Below are 19,064 nucleotides of genomic sequence, written 5' to 3'. Positions count from 1 at the left end.
TTAAGAAGCTTTCGCCTCACAAGCTGCTCTCAAACAGGTCGCTGCCTGTTCATATTTTTTCGCAGCCTGATACCACACTCCAAGACTCTGCCATGCGGATTTACTACCGGTTTCATCGGCCAGCGCCTGCATCTGTTCAAATGCGAGCCCATCAAGATGAGCGGCATGAGCCAACTCAGCACGTAACCAGCGTTGGGCATGATTCATAGCACTCGCTTTTTTATTTTCAAGCTTACGATATGCGTGCATGGCATCGCCACGCAGTAACTCCAACAAAGCTGCTGCAATAGCATCACTGCTGATGCGTTCCAGATGACCCGACCACAAGCGCTGTGCCGTTTTCGCATCATCCCCAGCAACCAGGCTACGCCCATAAGCCAGCAACACTTCTTCATTTTCAGGCTGCAACTGATATGCCTTTCTCAAAAAGAGTGTGGCATTTTTCGGTTCCTGCTTGGTTAGCTTAAGATAGGCATGCACCAAACGCGGATGCACCTGCGTAGCAGGCCTTTGCCCATGTTTTAATTCAGCCTCAAGTAGTTCGGTACAATACAACCATTCGCCATCTTCTTCAGCCAAATCAGACCTTCGGCTCACAGCTAATGGTGCGCCGGGATGTGCCGCCAGCCATGCATCCAGGTGCGCTTTACGCACATCCAGATCCAGTTTCGGCTCAGCATGTGGATCGGTAGCGATCCGTGCTGCCAACACAGTGCTTAACGGTTCCAGATTCTGCTGCTCCGCAGGCGTGGGTAATCGATGCGCCGGTGTCACCATCGTGCGTAGCAACTCATCGCTCCAGTCAGGCAATACCCCACGACTGCGCTTAAAAGCTTTAAGACCAGAGTCACCGCGTTGATCCAAACATTGCGCCAGCGCTTCTTTAAGGTTTTTCTCACGCCGTTTACGACTGCCCATACGCAGTGAGCGCCAGGCCATACCCGGGCCGGCAAACAGCGCTGCAATCAAACTGCGCATCAACCAAAGCACAAACAACAACAATAGAAAGGCTACAATAAATGCCCCTTGTCGTGTTTCAAACACCCAGCCAAAAGCTTCGACACGCAGTGCCTGATCGGCAATATCAGGGAACACAATCAGTGCAATGCTGATTGCCAGAACAACAAGGAGAGTCAGTACCAGTCTCATAACATACCTCCTTGCTGCACATTGCTCTGTTCAACATCACTCGACCATTGCCGGGCTGTTTCTCGTAAGGTGTTGATATCAGTCTGTATACCTTCAAAATCAACAGGCAAACCAATTTCGACTTTCGCATCACCGGCCTGCATGGATTTAATCTGCAATAATAGTTCGGCATGCAAACGCTGCCATGCGCTTTGATCAGGCCATGTTTGCAATGTCAGCTGGCGAGCAGAATCAAGCAAACGCCCACGCAAATCAGACAGTCTTCTGGCCTCTTGCGAAGGTGCATGGCGCAACTGGAATTGGCCGACAATCCAGGCCAGCCAGGGTTGCTCAGGAGTTGGTAATACATTTTCATGCACTGGTGTTGATAAAACCTCTGCCCATTTTTTTAAGTTACCTTGCCATTGATACAACCGCAGCACATTGGTTCGGGCCAATGTATGCATCTCCACAGCTTGCTGACGCTGCTGTTCATTCAATCCAGGCAGTAAAGAAATCTCTTCCCAAGCCAGTTGCATCTGAGCCAAACGGCTATCTGAATCTGCAATCCAACGTAAACGCACCTGTCTGTTCATGCGCTGCTGTTCAAGCAAACGCTGCTGTAATGTTTGTTGCGATTCTTCCAACTGGCTCAATGTGCTTCGCAAACTATCGATGCTAAGCAACAATTCATTTATCGCAGCATCCGACACAGCGGGGATCGCTGCTGCCATTTCATTCGGCGCTACATCGGCAGGCTGATTTTGCACATCAGAAGGTACGTCAGATGACACAGCGGATGTCATCGGCTGACTATGTTCTAATTGAGCTGAAGTATTCAGCGTTTCTGCCTGAGGAATAACCGCCTGAGGCACAAGCCTTTCAACCGGTTCCACTACATCTGCAGACTCTGTCGCTACGCTTGAGATAAGTGATGCATACAGTGGTTGCAACTGCCCGGTCAGCTTTAAGCCACCAAGAATAGCTGCGATAAGCAGAATAAAGGCAACTATATATACGCCCGTATTTGAGCTTTTTTTGCTTGTTGCCTTGCTTGTTGCCTTGCTTGTTTTCTTCTGTTTTTCTGATGACTCCGCACCGGCGCTTTCAGCAATCACAGCTTCAATCGATGCATCAGCAGCAGCTTTCTTATCGATCGTGTTCTCCACCTTATCACTCATCAGATCAACCTCTATTCAGCTCATCTTCCTGCAACCAACGCGCCACATCAAGCGCGTGATAGGTCAGGATCAAATCAGCTCCGGCACGTTTGAAACTCAACATCGTCTCCAGCACCACACGCTTCTCATCAATCCAACCATTGGCTGCCGCCGCCTTCACCATAGCATATTCACCCGATACATTATACACAGCCATCGGCAGCTGTGTCGCATCCTTCACTTCGCGAATAATATCCATATAGGCCAGGGCAGGCTTCACCATCAACATGTCAGCGCCCTCTTTCACATCCTGTTCAGCCTCTTTCAAGGCTTCCCGACGGTTGGCCGGATCCATCTGATAACTGGCACGATCACCAAAACTCGGGGCTGAATCCGCAGCATCACGGAATGGCCCAAAATAACCCGACGCATATTTAACCGCATACGACATAATCGGCAATTCGCAAAACCCTGCCGCATCCAAAGCAGATCGAATCGCGCCAATCATACCATCCATCATACCTGATGGCGCAACGATATCGACACCGGCTTTAGCGTAAGAGACCGCTTCTTTTTGCAGATTAAGCAGCGTGGCATCGTTATCTACTTCTTCGCCGCACAGTACACCGCAGTGACCATGGTCGGTATATTCACAAAAACATGTATCGGCAATCACGCACATATCAGGGGCAGCAGTTTTGGCGGCACGAATGGCCTCCTGCACAATACCATGATCATCCCAACCGGAAGAACCGATGGCATCCTTCTCCGTCGGAATGCCAAACAAAATGACACCGGGGATACCCAACGCTTCTACTTCTTGAACCTCCTTTCCAACATCAGAGAGTGGAATGCGCTTAACACCCGGCATACTCACCACTTCAATCGCTTCACTGATGGCCTCATCAACGAACAGAGGATAAATCAGGTCTGCTACCGACAGATGCGTTTCGCGCACCATGCGACGTATGGTGGCATTGCCACGCAATCGACGTGAACGAATGGCTAAATCAGGTAGGGACATATTAAAACTCCATCAAATTTTATGGCTTTCAAAACACTCAGCTAAGGCATCGAGCATAGCCTCGAAACTAGCGTGTTTGGCCACAACCTGCACGCTCAGACCCATATTGCGCACAGCAATGGCCATAGATTCAGAGATCACCACGACCACCGGCTTATCTGCAAGCGCAACAGAGCCAAGACGCTCAATGTAATGCAGGGCTGTTTTAGGACTGCCAAGTAGCACTGCATCAATTTGATTGCTCGCTACGCTGTGAATAATATCAGATGCATCATCCAGTGGGCAGATAGTTCGATAGAGCAGTGCCATCTGCACCGGTACAGCCTGCCTGCGTAGTGCTTCACTTAAGGCATCGCGTCCCTCTTCAGCGCGTACAAATAGCAGTGAACGCGGCAACCCGCGCTGTGCATACGCTGCAATCAAACCGTCCTGTGATTCAAGCTCCGGCATAATGTCGGCACGCACACCAAAATCCCGCAATGCCGCAGCAGTTTTATTGCCCACTGCTGCAACCCGCCTGCCTTGCAGCAAGGTGGCAAGTGACAAGTCCTGACTGGCTAGCGCGTGCACACCATTAGCACTCGTGAATACCACATCACTAACTTCTGTTATAGATGCAGCGGCTTGCATCACAGCATCGGATAACACCTCAATCTGCAGACATGGAAAATGCACAGCCACGGCACCTCTTGCACAAAGCATCTTATCAAGTACCTGCAGATGCTCTTCAGACCGCGTCAGTAGAATCCGTTTATGTTCCAAAAGTCGAGAGCTCATGCATGCAATGATGCAGTAACTGATGATCGAGTTCTATGCCAAATAGCTGGTAGAAGTTTCCAGGGATGCTTAACGTCTTGCGCTACACACCCCCTGCTCTAGCATGCCGCGCCCAAGAAAGACTAGGAGTCCCCATGTTCGAGCTCTACTATAACCACGCCGCCAAGACCAAGGATGATATCCTTTCCGGTCTGACCGTTGCTTTTGCTTTGGTACCGGAAGCGGTTGCCTTTGCCTTTGTCGCCGGTGTCAACCCACTGGTAGGCTTGTATGGCGCTTTTATGATGGGTTTGGTTACCTCAATTGTAGGTGGTCGCCCGGGCATGATTTCCGGCGCGACAGGTGCAATGGCTGTTGTCATGGTTGCGCTGGTTGCTCAACATGGTGTTGAATATCTCTTTATCACCATTGTGTTGACCGGTATTTTTCAAATGATGTTTGGTGCCGCCAAGTTCGGTAAATATATTCGCATGGTTCCATATCCAGTTATGCTCGGCTTCGTAAACGGTCTGGCTATCGTTATTTTTCTAGCCCAAATGGATCATTTTAAAGTTGAAGGTGCCGATGGCGTCATGCACTGGTTAGGCGGTAACCCGCTATTCACCATGCTTGGTCTGGTGTCGTTAACAATGGCTATTATGTATTTTCTGCCAAAGATTACCCGCGCGATCCCTGCCGGGCTTGCTGCAATTATCACCGTCAGCCTGATCGTTATTTTTGGCGGACTGGATACCAAGTCTGTTGGTGACATTGCTGATATCAGTGGTGGTTTCCCATCGTTTCATATCCCTGACGTACCATTTACGCTTGAAACGCTCTATATCATTTTACCATATGCAGCCATCCTCGCTGGCGTTGGTCTGATTGAATCGCTTCTGACCATGACCGTTGTGGATGAAATGACCAATAGCCGTGGACAGGGCAACCGCGTATCCATCGGACAAGGCCTGGCCAACACCATCAACGGTTTCTTCGGTGGCATGGGTGGTTGTGCCATGATCGGGCAAACCATGATCAACGTATCATCCGGTGGCCTGCGTAATCTCTCCGGCATCGCAGCTTCACTATTTCTACTTATATTTATCATGTTCGCATCTGATTTGATTGCTCTGGTGCCCGTTGCCGCACTGGTCGGGCTAATGTTTATGGTGGTCATTGGTACGTTTGAATGGGGCAGTTTTAACCTGCTCAAAAAAGTGCCGCGTGAAGATTCATTTGTCGGAATGCTGGTTGCAGCCGTCACTGTTGTTACTGATCTGGCAACTGCTGTAATTGTTGGTGTGATTGCAACTGCACTGGTATTTGCATGGAAGCAGGCTCGCCATATCTATGTCACTACAGAAGACCATGCCGATGGTTCACGCACCCACAAAGTGCATGGCCCGCTCTTTTTCGCCTCAGCACATAATTTCGGTAATCTGTTCGATCCTGATTCCGACCCTGAAGAGGTCTATATCGATTGCGCTCTATCCCGTATTGCAGATCACTCCGCTATTGAAGCCATCGATAATCTGGCTGAACGCTACAAAAGTGCCGGCAAGAACCTGCATCTGATCCACTTGAGCCCTGAATGTACCAAGTTGCTTACAACTGCTGGTGATCTGGTTGAAGTGAATATCAAAGAAGACCCGCGCTACCACATTGCGGACGATAAACTGGCATAATACAGCGCATCTCAGGATGAAAAAAGGGCGCCTTGAGCGCCCTTTTTTTATTAACCACCCAGCAATATGCACACACCTAGTCTGTTACAGACAACGCTACGACAACCAACCATGCAGTTATCAACTATTGAACCAACCAAATGGCACCTCAGATCCTGTGAGTTCACTCTTATGCTTATTGCGCCAGATAAGATACGCACGGGCTTGTGAAGGGCCAGAAAGATGATTTTCTTTATTACCATGATTTAAAGTCACCTTGTATCCCTCAATCTGGAGTTCAAAGGCAGGACGCACACCCGGTGCCCCTGCTCCAAAAGCCAGATCACCGAAGCGGATCATATTCTCGCCCTTCTCCAACAACACAGGGTAACTGGCAAACCACGTATAAAATGCTGCGCCGGGAAGACTATGCACATCGTTTACCGTATGCATCGCCAATAACTTCTGCCAAACGAGGTCACCGGCACGCCCCATACGGTTGGAGATCATCGCTTCGATAAAATCATCATCAAATAACCATTTCGTACCAGCGAATTCGGGGGCCAGGTTTACTGATGACCGCATATAGTAATCCGGATAGATAGCGATCAACTGCCAATGAAACGGTGAAAAAGCCAAGGGTAGAGCATTATAGCCCACAGCATCCGGATACGCCTGTTTTGTCAATGTGACTGCTGATTGCTGGTTACTATAGGCTAGAGCTAAATAGCTGCACATCAGTATTAAACTGGCTATTCCCATGATGCGCTTTTGCTTTTTCCAGATCAAACCTAGCAACAGTGGAACCAACATACAGGCCGAAAAAAACGGGTCGATAATAAACAACAGGTCCAGACTGGCACGCCAATCTGAAAAAGGTGCCAGTATCATGGTACCAAAGGTGGTAATCACATCGAGCATGATATGCAGCAGCAATGCTCCCCCAATCAGCCATGGCATTACCCTGTTCGCCTGCACCTGTCGTGATGTAAGACTGTAGATAAACCAGCCCCAGAGAGGAACCAACAGTATGGAGTGAGTAAGACCTCGATGATGTTCCAGATAGAGGGTCTCTGAAAATAGACGCAATACAATATCGGCATCTGGAGCCATCGACAGCAGTACAATCATTATAAACTGCTGTGCGGGAAGATGATGTTTCGGAATTGCGCGGGCAAGTGCTGCCCCCGAAATCGCATGTGTTAACGGGTCCATATCCCGATCATATGCAAAACTGCACAGTTTGCTTCTTTTTCGTGTTACACATCTGAAGAAAATGATTGCCATAAAAAAAGGGCGCCCAAAGGCACCCTTTTATTGTTACGTATGTGTAAGTCGAAGCTTAAGCAGCTGCGTCTTCAATCGAGATCGTTGTGCTCGGATCAACATCGTCGATCACTTCGCTCAACTCTTCAAGAATATCCACATCGGTAGCTTTCTCGATCACATCTGCCGCAGCAGCCTCTTCAGCAGTCTGACGGCGTGGTGCATTGCGTGCTGCAAGACCAGTACCGGCAGGTAGCAGGCGACCAAGAATGACGTTCTCTTTCAGACCAGTCAGCCAATCGACTTTACCAGCCAATGCAGCCTCGGTGATCACACGCGTAGTTTCCTGGAATGAAGCCGCAGAGATGAACGACTCAGTGTTCAAGGAAGACTTGGTTATACCCAACAGGATAGGCTCGAATGTTGCCGGAGCTTTACCTGCTGCAACCAGTTTACGGTTAGCCTGCAGTACATGTTTACGCACTGGCTGTTCACCAGCAACATAGTTGGACTGGCCCGGATCATTGATCTGAACCTTACGCATCATCTGACGTGCAATCACTTCGATATGTTTATCGTTGATCTTCACACCCTGTAGACGGTAAACCTCTTGAATCTCATCAGTCAGGTAGTTGGATAGCGCTTCAACACCCAATACTTTCAGAATATCCTGAGGAGCAGGAGAACCTTCCATCAGACGCTCACCACGACGTACGCGGTCACCTTCCTGAACGAGGATCTGTGAACCCTTAGGAATCTGATATTCAAGCTGATCAGAACCATCGGCTGGATCGACATATACACGACGTTTACCACGAATATCTTTACCGAATGAAATCACACCATCAGCACCGGCAATGAATGCCAGATTCTTCGGCTTACGTGCTTCAAACAGCTCGACAACGCGTGGAAGACCACCAGTAATATCCTTGGTCTTGCCTGCTTCACGTGGAATACGAGCCAGTACATCACCCGCTTTCAGTTCAGCTTCATTTTCAACATTCAGAATCGCACCGGGAGAAAGGAAGTAACGCGCCGGAGTATTCGTACGTTCCAGTACAATCGGATCACCTTCCGGATCCTTAGGATCAACCAGATGAATCTGCGGACGCAATGCATCTTTACGGGTATCGGTCTGCTGCGTAACGATGCGACTGGAGAGACCAGTAACTTCATCAGACTGCTCACGCATGGTGATACCTTCTTCCAGATCAACGAAACGAATCTTACCATTAGTTTCTGCAATCAATGGCATGGTGTAAGGATCCCATTCAGCCAGTTTTGCGCCAGCTTTAATGACCGCGCCATCTTTAATCAACAGATGTGCACCATATGGAATACGATGACGTTCCATCTCTTTATTTGCAGTAGAATTAATAATCACTTCTGTATGACGGTTAATAACAATTTCAGAACCATGTGAATCGGTTACTGTGATCGCAGCGTCCAATTTAACAGTACCACCGAACTTGGCTTCAACAGCAGCCTGCTCAGCTGAACGTGATGCAGTACCACCAACGTGGAAAGTACGCATGGTAAGCTGAGTACCCGGCTCACCAATGGACTGCGCTGCAATCACACCAACAGCTTCTCCGATACCTACAGGAGCACCATGACCAAGATCACGACCATAACAGTTTGCACACACACCATCTTCAGCTTCACATGTCAGTACTGAACGGATACGCACAGATTCAATTTCTGCATCATCAATCTTATTCGCCAGTTCTTCATTAACCATTGCGCCAGCTGGAGCAATTTCAGTACCTGAAATTGGATCACATGCAGACTCTAACAAAATACGACCAAGCACACGTTCATATAGTGGCTCAATCACTTCACCACCCTCAACAAGGGCAGTCAGTGTAACACCAGCTTCAGTACCACAATCCTGAATACGCACTACAGCATCTTGCGCCACGTCAACCAGACGACGGGTCAGATAACCTGAGTTCGCAGTCTTCAAGGCAGTATCGGCCAGTCCCTTACGGGCACCATGGGTAGAGATAAAGTATTGCAGAATAGTCAGACCTTCACGGAAGTTCGCCGTAATCGGTGTCTCAATAATAGAGCCATCCGGTTTCGCCATCAGACCACGCATACCAGCCAGCTGACGAATCTGCTGTGCAGAACCACGTGCACCGGAATCAGCCATCATATAAACCGGGTTAAAGGTCTTAACTTCTTCACTCTGTGAGCCATCAGCACTGGTGATTGTTTCATTGGACAGGTTGTCCATCATGGCACGTGCCACTTTTTCAGTGGTATGAGTCCATAAATCCACTACCTTATTGTAACGCTCACCGGCAGTGATCAAACCATCAGCATATTGCTTTTGTACTTTGGCAACTTCTGCTTCAGATTCTGCAACAGTAGTAGCCTTGCTATCCGGTACTACAACATCACACAATGCAAATGAAGCACCGGAAATCGTTGCATAGGTGTAACCCAGCACTTTCAAACGGTCAGCCAACAATACAGTCGCTTTATTGCCTGCAACGCGGTAACAATCTTCGATCAAACCGGCCACATCTTTCTTGGTCAAAATACGATTAATGCTTGAGAATGGCATTTCATCCGGCAAAATAGTGGAAAGAATAGCACGACCAACAGTTGTCTTCTCACGCTTACCACGAATACGACACGTAATACGTGTATGTAACGCTACAGCGCCAGCATCCTCTGCACGCAGCACTTCAGCCGGTGATGAGAATACCATATTCTCACCCTTCTCGAATGGACGCTCACGCGTCAGGTAATAAATACCCAGAACCATATCCTGTGTAGGAACGATAACAGGTTTACCTGTTGCAGGAGAAAGTACGTTATTGGAAGCCATCATCAATGCACGGCATTCGGTCTGAGCTTCCACAGATAGCGGAACATGCACAGCCATTTGGTCACCATCGAAATCCGCGTTGAAGGCAGTACAAACCAATGGGTGCAATTGAATCGCTTTACCTTCAATCAGGATCGGTTCAAAAGCCTGGATACCAAGTCTGTGCAGTGTTGGTGCACGGTTCAGCATAACCGGATGCTGATGAATCACTTCAGCCAGAATATCCCATACTTCCGGAATACCCTGCTCCACAAGCTTCTTAGACGCTTTAATCGTGTTGGATAGACCGCGCAGTTCCAGTTTGTTGTAGATAAAAGGCTTGAACAGTTCCAAGGCCATCTTCTTCGGCAAACCACACTGATGCAGTTTCAGATCAGGACCAACAACGATCACCGAACGGCCGGAATAATCCACACGTTTACCAAGCAAGTTCTGACGGAAACGACCCTGCTTACCTTTAATCACATCAGAGAGTGATTTCAAAGGACGACGGTTGTTACCAGTGATCGGTTTAGAGCGACGATCATTATCGAACAACGCATCAACAGATTCCTGCAACATGCGTTTTTCGTTACGGGTAATGATTTCGGGCGCGTTGAGTTCCAACAGACGTTTCAGACGGTTGTTACGATTAATCACACGACGATACAGATCATTCAGGTCGGAAGTCGCAAAACGTCCACCATCCAAAGGGACCAATGGACGAATTTCTGGTGGCAGTACCGGAATAACATTCAGTACCATCCATTCCGGACGGTTGCCTGAACCCAGCATCGCTTCCACAGTAGAGAGGCGCTTGGTCAATTTGGTCAGTTTAGTAACTGCTTTGGTCGCCAGAATCTGAGCACGCAATGACTGACGTTCTTCGTCAAGATTGATATCTTTAAGCATTTCCTGCAGTGCTTCCGCACCCATGCCGGCACGGAACTCTTCACCGTACTCTTCAAATGCTTCGATATACTCTTCTTCGGTTAGTAGCTGGAACTGTTCCAAACTGGTCAGACCAGGATCAAGTACAATGTAAGATTCGAAATAAAGGATGCGTTCCAGCTCTTTCAAGGTTTTATCAAGTAGCAGACCGATACGGGACGGCAGACTTTTCAAGAACCAGATATGTGCGACCGGAGCAGCAAGATCAATATGACCCATGCGCTCACGACGTACTTTAGATTGAATCACTTCAACCGAGCACTTTTCACACACTACACCACGGTGTTTCAGGCGTTTGTATTTTCCGCACAGACACTCGTAATCTTTGATAGGACCAAAGATTTTAGCGCAGAACAGGCCATCACGTTCTGGTTTGAAGGTACGATAGTTGATGGTTTCAGGCTTTTTAACCTCGCCGTAAGACCATGAACGAATTTTCTCAGGACTTGCAAGCCCTACGCGCAGACCATCGAAATCTTCGATGCTGGACGGCTTCTGGAACATTTTGAGAAGTTCTTGCATAACTTATTCTCCTTCTGTTTCGGTGGGTTTCTTGACCATAGAAAGGTCAATACCCAGCGCGTTCAATTCCTTCGTCATCACGTTGAATGATTCAGGGATACCTGCATCAAACGACATATCACCACGTACAATAGATTCATACATCTTCGTGCGACCCTGCACATCATCAGACTTCACAGTCAGCATTTCCTGCAAGGTGTAAGCTGCGCCATACGCTTCCAGCGCCCACACTTCCATTTCACCGAAACGCTGTCCGCCGAACTGAGCTTTACCACCCAATGGCTGTTGTGTAACCAGAGAATACGGGCCAGTAGAACGGGCATGAATTTTCTCATCGACCAGATGATGCAGTTTAATGATATACATATGACCAATCGTTACCGGACGATCAAATGCTTCACCGGTACGTCCATCATACAATGTGGTTTGACCGGTTTCAGGCAAGCCAGCCAACTTCAACATGCGTGTAACATGAGCTTCTTTAGCACCATCAAACACAGGTGTCGCAATCGGGATACCACCTTTCAGGTTGGTAGCCAATTCAGTCAAAGACTCTTCATCCATAGCTGCAATATCTTTGCAGGCAGACTTATCTTCGTCATAGGCATCCAGCAGGAACGCTTTCATGTCTTCATGCGCTACATTGGCTTGCAGCATGCCCTGAATCTTCTTACCAAGGCCACTGGCAGCCCAGCCCATATGAATTTCGAAAATCTGTCCGATATTCATACGTGACGGTACACCCAGAGGGTTCAAGCAGATATCAACCGGTGTTCCATCAGCGGTATATGGCATGTCTTCTTCCGGTACGATAACCGAAATAACACCCTTGTTACCATGACGACCAGCCATTTTATCACCAGGTTGCAGTTTACGTTTCACAGCAACGAATACTTTAACCACTTTGATGACGCCAGGTTTCAATTCAGAACCTTCACGCACCTTGGCAACTTTTTCTTCGAAACGTGATTCAAGTTTAGCACGCTCTTTATCCATAGATTCATGAATTTCAGCGACACGCTCATTGATTGCAGCATCATCCACAGAAACTGCAGACAGATCACGCAAGTTCAGTGCATTAATGTCTTCTGCTTTAATACTCGCACCTGTTTTCAGGCCCTTGAACTGCGCAGCTTTTTGGCCAGTCAACAAATCCTGCAAACGGCTTACAGCATTGGCTTCAAGAATACGACGTTCTTCTTCTTTATCAGCATAAAGCTGCTCAATGGCACTCTCTTCAATCACTTTGGCACGATCATCTTTCTCGTCGCCTCTGCGTGTGAAGACCTGCACATCTACAACTACACCTTCATTACCCGGCTTGATACGCATAGATGTATCACGTACATCCGATGCTTTTTCACCAAAGATGGCGCGTAGTAATTTTTCTTCAGGAGATAGCTGGGTTTCACCCTTAGGTGTGATTTTACCAACCAGAATGTCGCCCTGTTTAACTTCAGCACCAATGTAAGCGATACCACACTCATCAAGGTGACGCAGTGCTTCTTCACCAACATTAGGAATATCACGCGTGATCTCTTCTTCACCCAACTTGGTATCACGAGCGACCGCTTCAAATTCTTCGATATGAATAGATGTATAAACATCTTCTTTGACAATCTTTTCAGAAATTACAATCGCATCCTCAAAGTTGTAACCACGCCAAGGCATCAATGCCACCAGCACGTTACGACCCAAAGCAAGCTCGCCCAAATCAGTAGATGGACCATCGGCAATAATATCACCCTTGGCTACAATCTCACCCGCTTTGACCAACGGACGCTGGTTGAAACAAGTGTTCTGGTTGGAGCGGCGATATTTGAATAGACGATAAATATCTACACCAGGCTCACCTTCAACCTGTTCGTCATCATGTACCTTAACAACGATACGACCACCATCAAGACGTTCAACAACACCACCACGACGCGCAACCTGAGATACACCCGAGTCACGTGCCAATGGCGCTTCCATGCCTGTACCAACCAATGGTTTTTCGGAACGCAGCAGCGGAACAGCCTGACGCTGCATGTTCGAGCCCATCAATGCGCGGTTCGCATCATCATGCTCAAGGAAAGGAATCAAACCGGCACACACAGATACAACCTGTGATGGAGAGACATCCATAAAGTTAATATCAGCAGGTTCAATCATGATAAATTCACCAGCCTGACGGCACTGAACCATATCAGCTAAAAACATACCATTATCATCAATTTTAGCATTCGCCTGAGCAATGACTAATGTAGCTTCATCAATTGCAGACAAGTACTCAACTTCATCGGTAACTTTACCATCTATTACCTTACGGTAAGGAGACTCAAGGAAACCAAAATCATTTACTTTAGCATAGGTCGCCAATGAGTTGATCAGACCAATATTTGGACCTTCAGGCGTTTCAATCGGGCAGAGACGGCCATAATGGGTTGGATGTACGTCACGTACTTCAAAACCAGCACGTTCACGGGACAGACCACCGGGGCCTAATGCAGATAGACGACGTTTATGGGTAACTTCAGAAAGCGGATTGGTCTGATCCATAAACTGAGACAGCTGAGAAGAGCCAAAGAACTCTTTCACAGATGCAATCAATGGTTTGGCGTTGACCACATCAGAAGGCATCATTTCAGTCAGGTCACCTGAAGTCAGACGCTCACGAATAGCACGCTCCATGCGAACTAAACCAATACGAATCTGATTTTCCAGCAACTCACCAACAGAGCGAAGACGACGGTTACCCAAGTGGTCAATATCATCCACTTCACCAATACCATCACGCAGGTTCAGCAACATATCGAGCGTCATCAGAATATCTTCGACACGCAGCGTACCCTGATCCAGTGGCACATCAGTATCAGCAATATTCAAGCGGCTATTCAATTTCATACGACCAACACGGGACAGATCGTAACGGGAAGGATCATAAAACAGTGATTCAAACAGTGCTCTGGCAGTTTCCACCGTTGGAGGCTCACCAGGTCGCATCATACGATAAATTTCTACACGAGCTTCTTCACGTGACTGAACCATGTCCAAGCGTAGTGTATCGGCCAACCATGGGCCGCGAACAGATCCATCGATCAACAGACAGTCAAACTTCTTAATGCCGGCACCCTGCAAAGCAGAGATGGAATCTTCTGTAAGTTCATGGTTGTGATCGATCAGGATTTCGCCACCATCAATCAGAATAGGTTCAGCAGCAACTTCACCAATCACCGTTTCAAGTGGTACATCAATCCACTCAACGCCAGCTTCAGTCAGGCGTTTAATAGCCATATTGGTAAACTTCTTACCTTCAGCGACAATGATTTTTGAACCTATCTTGATGCTCGTTACCGCTCGTGTTCCAAGGAACTTTTCAGCTTCAAATTTAATTTGAATACCTTTTTTGGTGAACTGGTAAGAACGACGCTGATAAAAGCGTTCCAGAATGTCCTGTGTAGAAAGTCCAAGCGCTTTCAGCAAAACACCACATGGCATTTTGCGACGTAAATCAATGCGGAAATGTACTTTATCTTTGGCATCAAATTCAAAATCAAGCCATGAACCACGGTAAGGAATCACACGTGCTTTAAACAGAAATTTACCTGATGCATGGGTTTTGCCTTTATCGTGATCAAAGAACACACCTGGAGAACGATGCATCTGAGAAACAATAGCACGCTCAGTACCATTAATAATGAAAGAGCCATGCTCTGTCATATATGGGATTTCACCCATATATACTGACTGGTCACGCACTTCACGCACTTTGCGTTTGTTGCGTTTATCTCCATCAGATTCAAAGATCTTCAAACGCAATTTCACTTTTACCGGCAAGGCAAAAGTCATATCACGACGACGACACTCATCTAGATCATAACGTGGCGGGCTATATTCTAAGCCTTCAAAAGACAATTCAGCATTGCCCCCATAATCGCGCACAGGAAATACAGATTGGAATACAGTGGATAGACGGGAATCATTAACCGCTTCCCCATAACCCACAAACTCGTGGTACGATTCAGTCTGCAACTGCAACATGTTTGGCATGTCGATAGGAGACTTAATTGTGCCGAAATTCTTACGGATACGTTTCAATGATGCTTGCTTGGCCATGATACCCTCGAACTAAAAACTAGTTTTGTTAAATTCTTATAAAGATAAAACTCACAAACGCGAAAAAGGCTAAGCCCCGATAGCTTTCGCTACCGGGGATTAACCAAAATCAAGCGTGTGTAAAACGGAACAACTAGAGTTGCTTACTTAAGTTCTACTGTAGCGCCTGCTGCTTCCAATTTTTCTTTGATTTCGCCAGCGTCATCTTTAGATGCGCCTTCTTTAACGTTGCCAGGTGCGCCGTCAACCATTGCTTTAGCTTCTTTCAAGCCCAAGCCAGTGATTTCACGTACTGCTTTGATTACCTGGATTTTCTTTTCGCCTGCAGAAACCAGAACTACGTCGAATTCAGTCTTTTCTTCAGCAGCAGCTTCGCCGCCAGCAGCAGGACCAGCAGCTACAGCTACAGGTGCAGCAGCAGATACGCCGAATTTGTCTTCTAATGCTGTTACCAGCTCAGACAGTTCCAGTACGGTCATAGTTTCGATTGCTTCAATTAGTTCGTCTTTAGATAGTGCCATTTTAAGCTCCTTGTGCTTTTAGTTTAATAAGTTAGTGATAAATGTTTGCGGCTTCGAGTCAAAGACTCGATTATGCAGCTTCTTTTTGGTCGCGAATGGCTGCCAATGTACGTACGAAAGATGCAGGTACTTCTGCCAATGTACGGACGAATCCGGAAATTGGTGACTGCATGCTTCCCAGCATTTTGGCTAGCAAAACTTCGCGTGATGGTAGACTTGCCAATGCTTTCACATTTGCGACGTCAATCATCTTACCGTCGAGTACTCCACCTTTGATCTCAAATATCTCATGCTTTTTGGAAAAATCTGCGATGGCTTTTGCCATGCCAACAGGATCATTACCATAAGCAATTGCTACTGGACCTTTGAAAAGTTCTTCAGCTACCTTAAAGTCTGTACCTTCAGCAGCACGTTTTGCCAACGTGTTTTTAACAACCTGTAGAGACACATCTGCATTATGCAGATCACGGCGCAATTCCCCCATTTGGGAAACTGTTAGACCGCGATACTGTGTTACAACAGCCGCTGTTGATTCAGACCAGGCAGAGTGAAGTTCTTCGACAATGCGTTGTTTGTCATTTTTATTCACATTTACCCCCTTGCTTTTCGACCCGCGCAAGTGGCTTGCACTCCATCTACTGCTGGAAGGATTTCTCCAATTAAATCTTACTTAAACGCTCTAAGTCAGACTCCGACAGTTTTGGACGGATCGTTCGTTCGATTTTCTGGTGACCGGTAATCAGTCACCGTGCTATCGATTTTTATGTGTCCGTAGACACTGCTGCTGGCCCGAAGGCCTGCAGCCAAACGTGTTACCTGTTAAAGGGTTGTTTCGTCTACACGAACGCCGGCACCCATCGTAGATGAGATAGACATTTTCAGCATATAACGACCTTTAGAAGATGCTGGTTTCATACGATTAAGTTCACTCAGCAAGTACTCAAGATTTTCATTCAACGTAGATGCATCGAAAGAACGACGACCAACAGGAGCATGAACAACCGCACCTTTATCAACACGCACTTCAATTTGACCAGCTTTAATTGCGCCAACAGCTTTAGTAACATCCATAGTTACTGTGCCAAGCTTAGGGTTAGGCATCAAACCACGAGGACCCAATACACGACCTAAACGGCCAACCTGTGCCATCATATCTGGTGTAGCAACAACACGGTCAAAATCCATGAAACCACCCTGAACTTTTTCTACCAAATCATCAGCACCTACAAAGTCAGCGCCAGCAGCAGTTGCTTCTTCTGCTTTCGCACCCTTAGCAAATACAGCAACGCGCATTGTTTTACCTGTGCCGTGTGGTAAAGAGATAGAACCACGAACCATCTGATCTGCGTGACGAGGATCTACACCCAATTTAATGGCCACATCGATAGACTCATCAAATTTTGTGCCTGGTTGTGCCAAAACCGCATCAATCGCGTCTTTTACACTTACAGCCTTTGCAGGTACTGCTGCCAGGCTAGCTTTCATACGTTTAGTTAACTTTGCCATCTCTATCCCCTCAGCCTTCTACTACCAGGCCCATAGAAACAGCGGTGCCTTCAATAATTTTCATACCAGCTTCAACTGTGTAGCAGTTCAGGTCAGGCATTTTAGTTTCTGCAATCTCACGAACCTGAGCGCTGGTTACTTTACCAACTTTCTTCTTGTTCGGTTCGCCACTGCCACTTTTAAGGCCGGCTGCTTTCAGCAATAAAACAGAAGCAGGCGGAGTTTTGATAATAAAATCAAATGATTTATCAGCATATACACTGATCACTACTGGTAGCGTCAGGCCTTTTTCCATTTCCTGTGTTCTGGCGTTAAAGCCTTTACAAAATTCCATGATGTTCACGCCAGCCTGACCAAGAGCTGGTCCTACTGGTGGAGCTGGATTCGCAGAGCCTGCAGGCACTTGCAATTTAACAATTTTATCGAGTTTCTTTGCCATTATTTTATCTCCAACCGGTTTCAGGCCTCTTGCCCTTCACCTTTATTCGCATGTCATTGCTGACTATGCTTCCGCATCAGCGGTGAGCCCGACACATCCTGTGCAGGGTAACACGTTAAGCTATGAGCTTGCTATTAAGCCTTCTCAACCTGAATATATTCCAACTCAACTGGCGTCGGACGGCCAAAGATCGAAACACTAACTTTCAGTTTCGCTTTATCTTCCATCACTTCTTCAACCGTGCCATTGAATGATGCAAACGGCCCATCGATTACACGTACAGCATCACCAATATCAAACATCACCTTAGGTTTAGGACGCTCAACACCTTCGGCGATCTGATTAACCAGCGCATCCACTTCACGCTGTGGCATCGCACGCGGCTTACCACCGGAGCCCAGGAAACCACTAACCTGACGGGTATCTTTCACTACATGCCAGGTTTCATCGTTCATTTCCATCTGCACCAGCACATAACCAGGGAAAAATTTACGCTGCGAAATTACTTTCTGGCCATCGCGCAATTCAACCACTTCTTCGCGAGGCACCATAATTTCACCGAACAATTCTTCCAGACCTGCACGCTCGATATTTTCACGCAACATTCTTTCAACTTTATCTTCAAAGTTGGAATATACTTGGACTGCAAACCATTGTTTTGCCATCTAGATCACCTGCTGCACAAGGGCACTTAAGCCTGTATCAATCAACCATAAAAATAGGGCAACGAAAATAACCATGACAAACACCATTAGTGTTGCCTGCGTCGTCTCTTTGCGTTCCGGCCACGTAACCTTTTTGGTTTCGACCTTCACTTCATTCATGAATTTACGCATATCTGCTACGCGACTCATATCAAGCTCCTATTATTACTTCACACATTCAAACTGGCAGGCGAGGAGGGACTCGAACCCACAGCACCCGGTTTTGGAGACCGGTACTCTACCAATTGAGCTACTCGCCTATCCGACAAATAGTTTAAAACTATTTACCTATTTTTGTTTCCTTGTGCGCAGTATGCTTACGACAAGAGTTGCAATACTTTCTCAACAACAACTTATCAGTCATTGTACGTTTATTTTTATCAGTGGTGTAATTACGACGTTTACAATCTTCACACGCCAAAGCCAGCAATTCACGCATTCCCATTCTCCAGTGACAGCAAAGCGGCAGCAGGAAAACCTGCCACCGCTTACGCGTCTAAGTTACTA

At 47.1% G+C, this 19,064-nt stretch carries 15 protein-coding genes and 1 tRNA gene; 1 reads left to right on the top strand and 15 read right to left on the bottom strand.

The window, feature by feature from the left end; genetic code table 11:
* Genes D8Y20_RS07665 through D8Y20_RS07650 form a run of 4 tightly spaced genes read right to left on the bottom strand, consistent with a single transcriptional unit; the run spans position 1 to position 4,089 of the window.
* The gene (locus D8Y20_RS07665) at positions 1-1,149 is read right to left on the bottom strand and encodes a heme biosynthesis HemY N-terminal domain-containing protein (protein WP_121542459.1); all 1,149 of its coding nucleotides are present in this window, start codon (positions 1,147-1,149) and stop codon (positions 1-3) included.
* A complete protein-coding gene (locus D8Y20_RS07660; RefSeq protein WP_121542458.1) occupies positions 1,146-2,309 on the bottom strand; it encodes a hypothetical protein in 1,164 nt (387 codons plus the stop codon). The genes D8Y20_RS07665 and D8Y20_RS07660 overlap by 4 nt, the downstream gene beginning before the upstream one ends.
* Positions 2,310-2,313: 4 nt before the next feature.
* Positions 2,314-3,312 (bottom strand): porphobilinogen synthase, encoded by a 999-nt coding sequence (gene hemB / locus D8Y20_RS07655; RefSeq protein WP_121542457.1) that lies wholly within the window; start codon positions 3,310-3,312, stop codon positions 2,314-2,316.
* Between the two features lie 12 nt (positions 3,313-3,324).
* The gene (locus D8Y20_RS07650; RefSeq protein ID WP_121542456.1) at positions 3,325-4,089 is read right to left on the bottom strand and encodes a uroporphyrinogen-III synthase; all 765 of its coding nucleotides are present in this window, start codon (positions 4,087-4,089) and stop codon (positions 3,325-3,327) included.
* A 134-nt stretch (positions 4,090-4,223) separates the two neighbouring features.
* Here D8Y20_RS07650 and D8Y20_RS07645 point away from each other — a divergent pair, with 134 nt between their 5' ends.
* Entirely contained in the window at positions 4,224-5,753 is a 1,530-nt protein-coding gene (locus tag D8Y20_RS07645; protein WP_121542455.1) for a SulP family inorganic anion transporter, read from the top strand.
* Between the two features lie 120 nt (positions 5,754-5,873).
* Here D8Y20_RS07645 and D8Y20_RS07640 read toward each other — a convergent pair whose 3' ends face one another.
* The 11 genes from D8Y20_RS07640 to rpmG all read right to left on the bottom strand — a co-directional run bounded on the left by D8Y20_RS07640 (position 5,874) and on the right by rpmG (position 18,996).
* Positions 5,874-6,947 (bottom strand): metal-dependent hydrolase, encoded by a 1,074-nt coding sequence (locus D8Y20_RS07640; protein WP_121542492.1) that lies wholly within the window; start codon positions 6,945-6,947, stop codon positions 5,874-5,876.
* Between the two features lie 127 nt (positions 6,948-7,074).
* Positions 7,075-11,289 carry a DNA-directed RNA polymerase subunit beta' gene (gene rpoC / locus D8Y20_RS07635; RefSeq protein WP_121542454.1) on the bottom strand — a complete coding sequence of 1,405 codons (4,215 nt, stop codon included), beginning with the start codon at positions 11,287-11,289 and terminating at the stop codon, positions 7,075-7,077.
* Between the two features lie 3 nt (positions 11,290-11,292).
* Positions 11,293-15,387: a DNA-directed RNA polymerase subunit beta gene (rpoB, locus tag D8Y20_RS07630; protein ID WP_121542453.1), complete on the bottom strand. Its 4,095-nt coding sequence runs from the start codon at positions 15,385-15,387 to the stop codon at positions 11,293-11,295.
* Positions 15,388-15,530: 143 nt separating this feature from the next.
* Positions 15,531-15,908 (bottom strand): 50S ribosomal protein L7/L12, encoded by a 378-nt coding sequence (gene rplL, locus D8Y20_RS07625; RefSeq protein WP_121542452.1) that lies wholly within the window; start codon positions 15,906-15,908, stop codon positions 15,531-15,533.
* A gap of 70 nt (positions 15,909-15,978) precedes the next feature.
* Complete coding sequence (gene rplJ, locus D8Y20_RS07620) at positions 15,979-16,497, bottom strand: 50S ribosomal protein L10 (protein ID WP_121542451.1); 519 nt, start codon at positions 16,495-16,497, stop codon at positions 15,979-15,981.
* A gap of 230 nt (positions 16,498-16,727) precedes the next feature.
* Positions 16,728-17,414, bottom strand: a complete 687-nt coding sequence (gene rplA / locus D8Y20_RS07615; RefSeq protein ID WP_121542450.1) for a 50S ribosomal protein L1 — start codon at positions 17,412-17,414, stop codon at positions 16,728-16,730.
* A gap of 10 nt (positions 17,415-17,424) precedes the next feature.
* On the bottom strand, positions 17,425-17,853 hold the full coding sequence (gene rplK, locus D8Y20_RS07610; RefSeq protein WP_121542449.1) for a 50S ribosomal protein L11: 429 nt from the start codon (positions 17,851-17,853) through the stop codon (positions 17,425-17,427).
* Between the two features lie 134 nt (positions 17,854-17,987).
* The gene (gene nusG, locus D8Y20_RS07605) at positions 17,988-18,518 is read right to left on the bottom strand and encodes a transcription termination/antitermination protein NusG (RefSeq protein ID WP_121542448.1); all 531 of its coding nucleotides are present in this window, start codon (positions 18,516-18,518) and stop codon (positions 17,988-17,990) included.
* Positions 18,519-18,707: a preprotein translocase subunit SecE gene (secE, locus tag D8Y20_RS07600; protein ID WP_121542447.1), complete on the bottom strand. Its 189-nt coding sequence runs from the start codon at positions 18,705-18,707 to the stop codon at positions 18,519-18,521.
* A gap of 34 nt (positions 18,708-18,741) precedes the next feature.
* Positions 18,742-18,817 (bottom strand) — tRNA-Trp (locus tag D8Y20_RS07595).
* Positions 18,818-18,837: 20 nt separating this feature from the next.
* Positions 18,838-18,996 (bottom strand): 50S ribosomal protein L33, encoded by a 159-nt coding sequence (rpmG, locus tag D8Y20_RS07590; RefSeq protein ID WP_121542446.1) that lies wholly within the window; start codon positions 18,994-18,996, stop codon positions 18,838-18,840.
* Positions 18,997-19,064 lie beyond the last annotated feature (68 nt).

The sequence above is a fragment of the Mariprofundus sp. EBB-1 genome, assembly GCF_003665155.1.
GTDB lineage: Bacteria > Pseudomonadota > Zetaproteobacteria > Mariprofundales > Mariprofundaceae > Mariprofundus.
The sequence above is the reverse complement of the archived record's forward strand: the minus strand, read 5'-3'. Positions and strand labels throughout refer to the sequence as shown.

Coding starts and splice junctions, on each gene's coding strand:
- rplL (WP_121542452.1), bottom strand. CDS start 15,908: ATGGCACTATCTAAAGACGAACTAATTGAAGCAATCGAAACTATGACC.
- rpoC (WP_121542454.1), bottom strand. CDS start 11,289: ATGCAAGAACTTCTCAAAATGTTCCAGAAGCCGTCCAGCATCGAAGAT.
- rpoB (WP_121542453.1), bottom strand. CDS start 15,387: ATGGCCAAGCAAGCATCATTGAAACGTATCCGTAAGAATTTCGGCACA.
- secE (WP_121542447.1), bottom strand. CDS start 18,707: ATGAGTCGCGTAGCAGATATGCGTAAATTCATGAATGAAGTGAAGGTC.
- rpmG (WP_121542446.1), bottom strand. CDS start 18,996: ATGCGTGAATTGCTGGCTTTGGCGTGTGAAGATTGTAAACGTCGTAAT.
- D8Y20_RS07645 (WP_121542455.1), top strand. CDS start 4,224: ATGTTCGAGCTCTACTATAACCACGCCGCCAAGACCAAGGATGATATC.
- rplA (WP_121542450.1), bottom strand. CDS start 17,414: ATGGCAAAGTTAACTAAACGTATGAAAGCTAGCCTGGCAGCAGTACCT.
- D8Y20_RS07665 (WP_121542459.1), bottom strand. CDS start 1,149: ATGAGACTGGTACTGACTCTCCTTGTTGTTCTGGCAATCAGCATTGCA.
- D8Y20_RS07650 (WP_121542456.1), bottom strand. CDS start 4,089: ATGAGCTCTCGACTTTTGGAACATAAACGGATTCTACTGACGCGGTCT.
- hemB (WP_121542457.1), bottom strand. CDS start 3,312: ATGTCCCTACCTGATTTAGCCATTCGTTCACGTCGATTGCGTGGCAAT.
- rplK (WP_121542449.1), bottom strand. CDS start 17,853: ATGGCAAAGAAACTCGATAAAATTGTTAAATTGCAAGTGCCTGCAGGC.
- nusG (WP_121542448.1), bottom strand. CDS start 18,518: ATGGCAAAACAATGGTTTGCAGTCCAAGTATATTCCAACTTTGAAGAT.
- D8Y20_RS07660 (WP_121542458.1), bottom strand. CDS start 2,309: ATGAGTGATAAGGTGGAGAACACGATCGATAAGAAAGCTGCTGCTGAT.
- D8Y20_RS07640 (WP_121542492.1), bottom strand. CDS start 6,947: ATGGACCCGTTAACACATGCGATTTCGGGGGCAGCACTTGCCCGCGCA.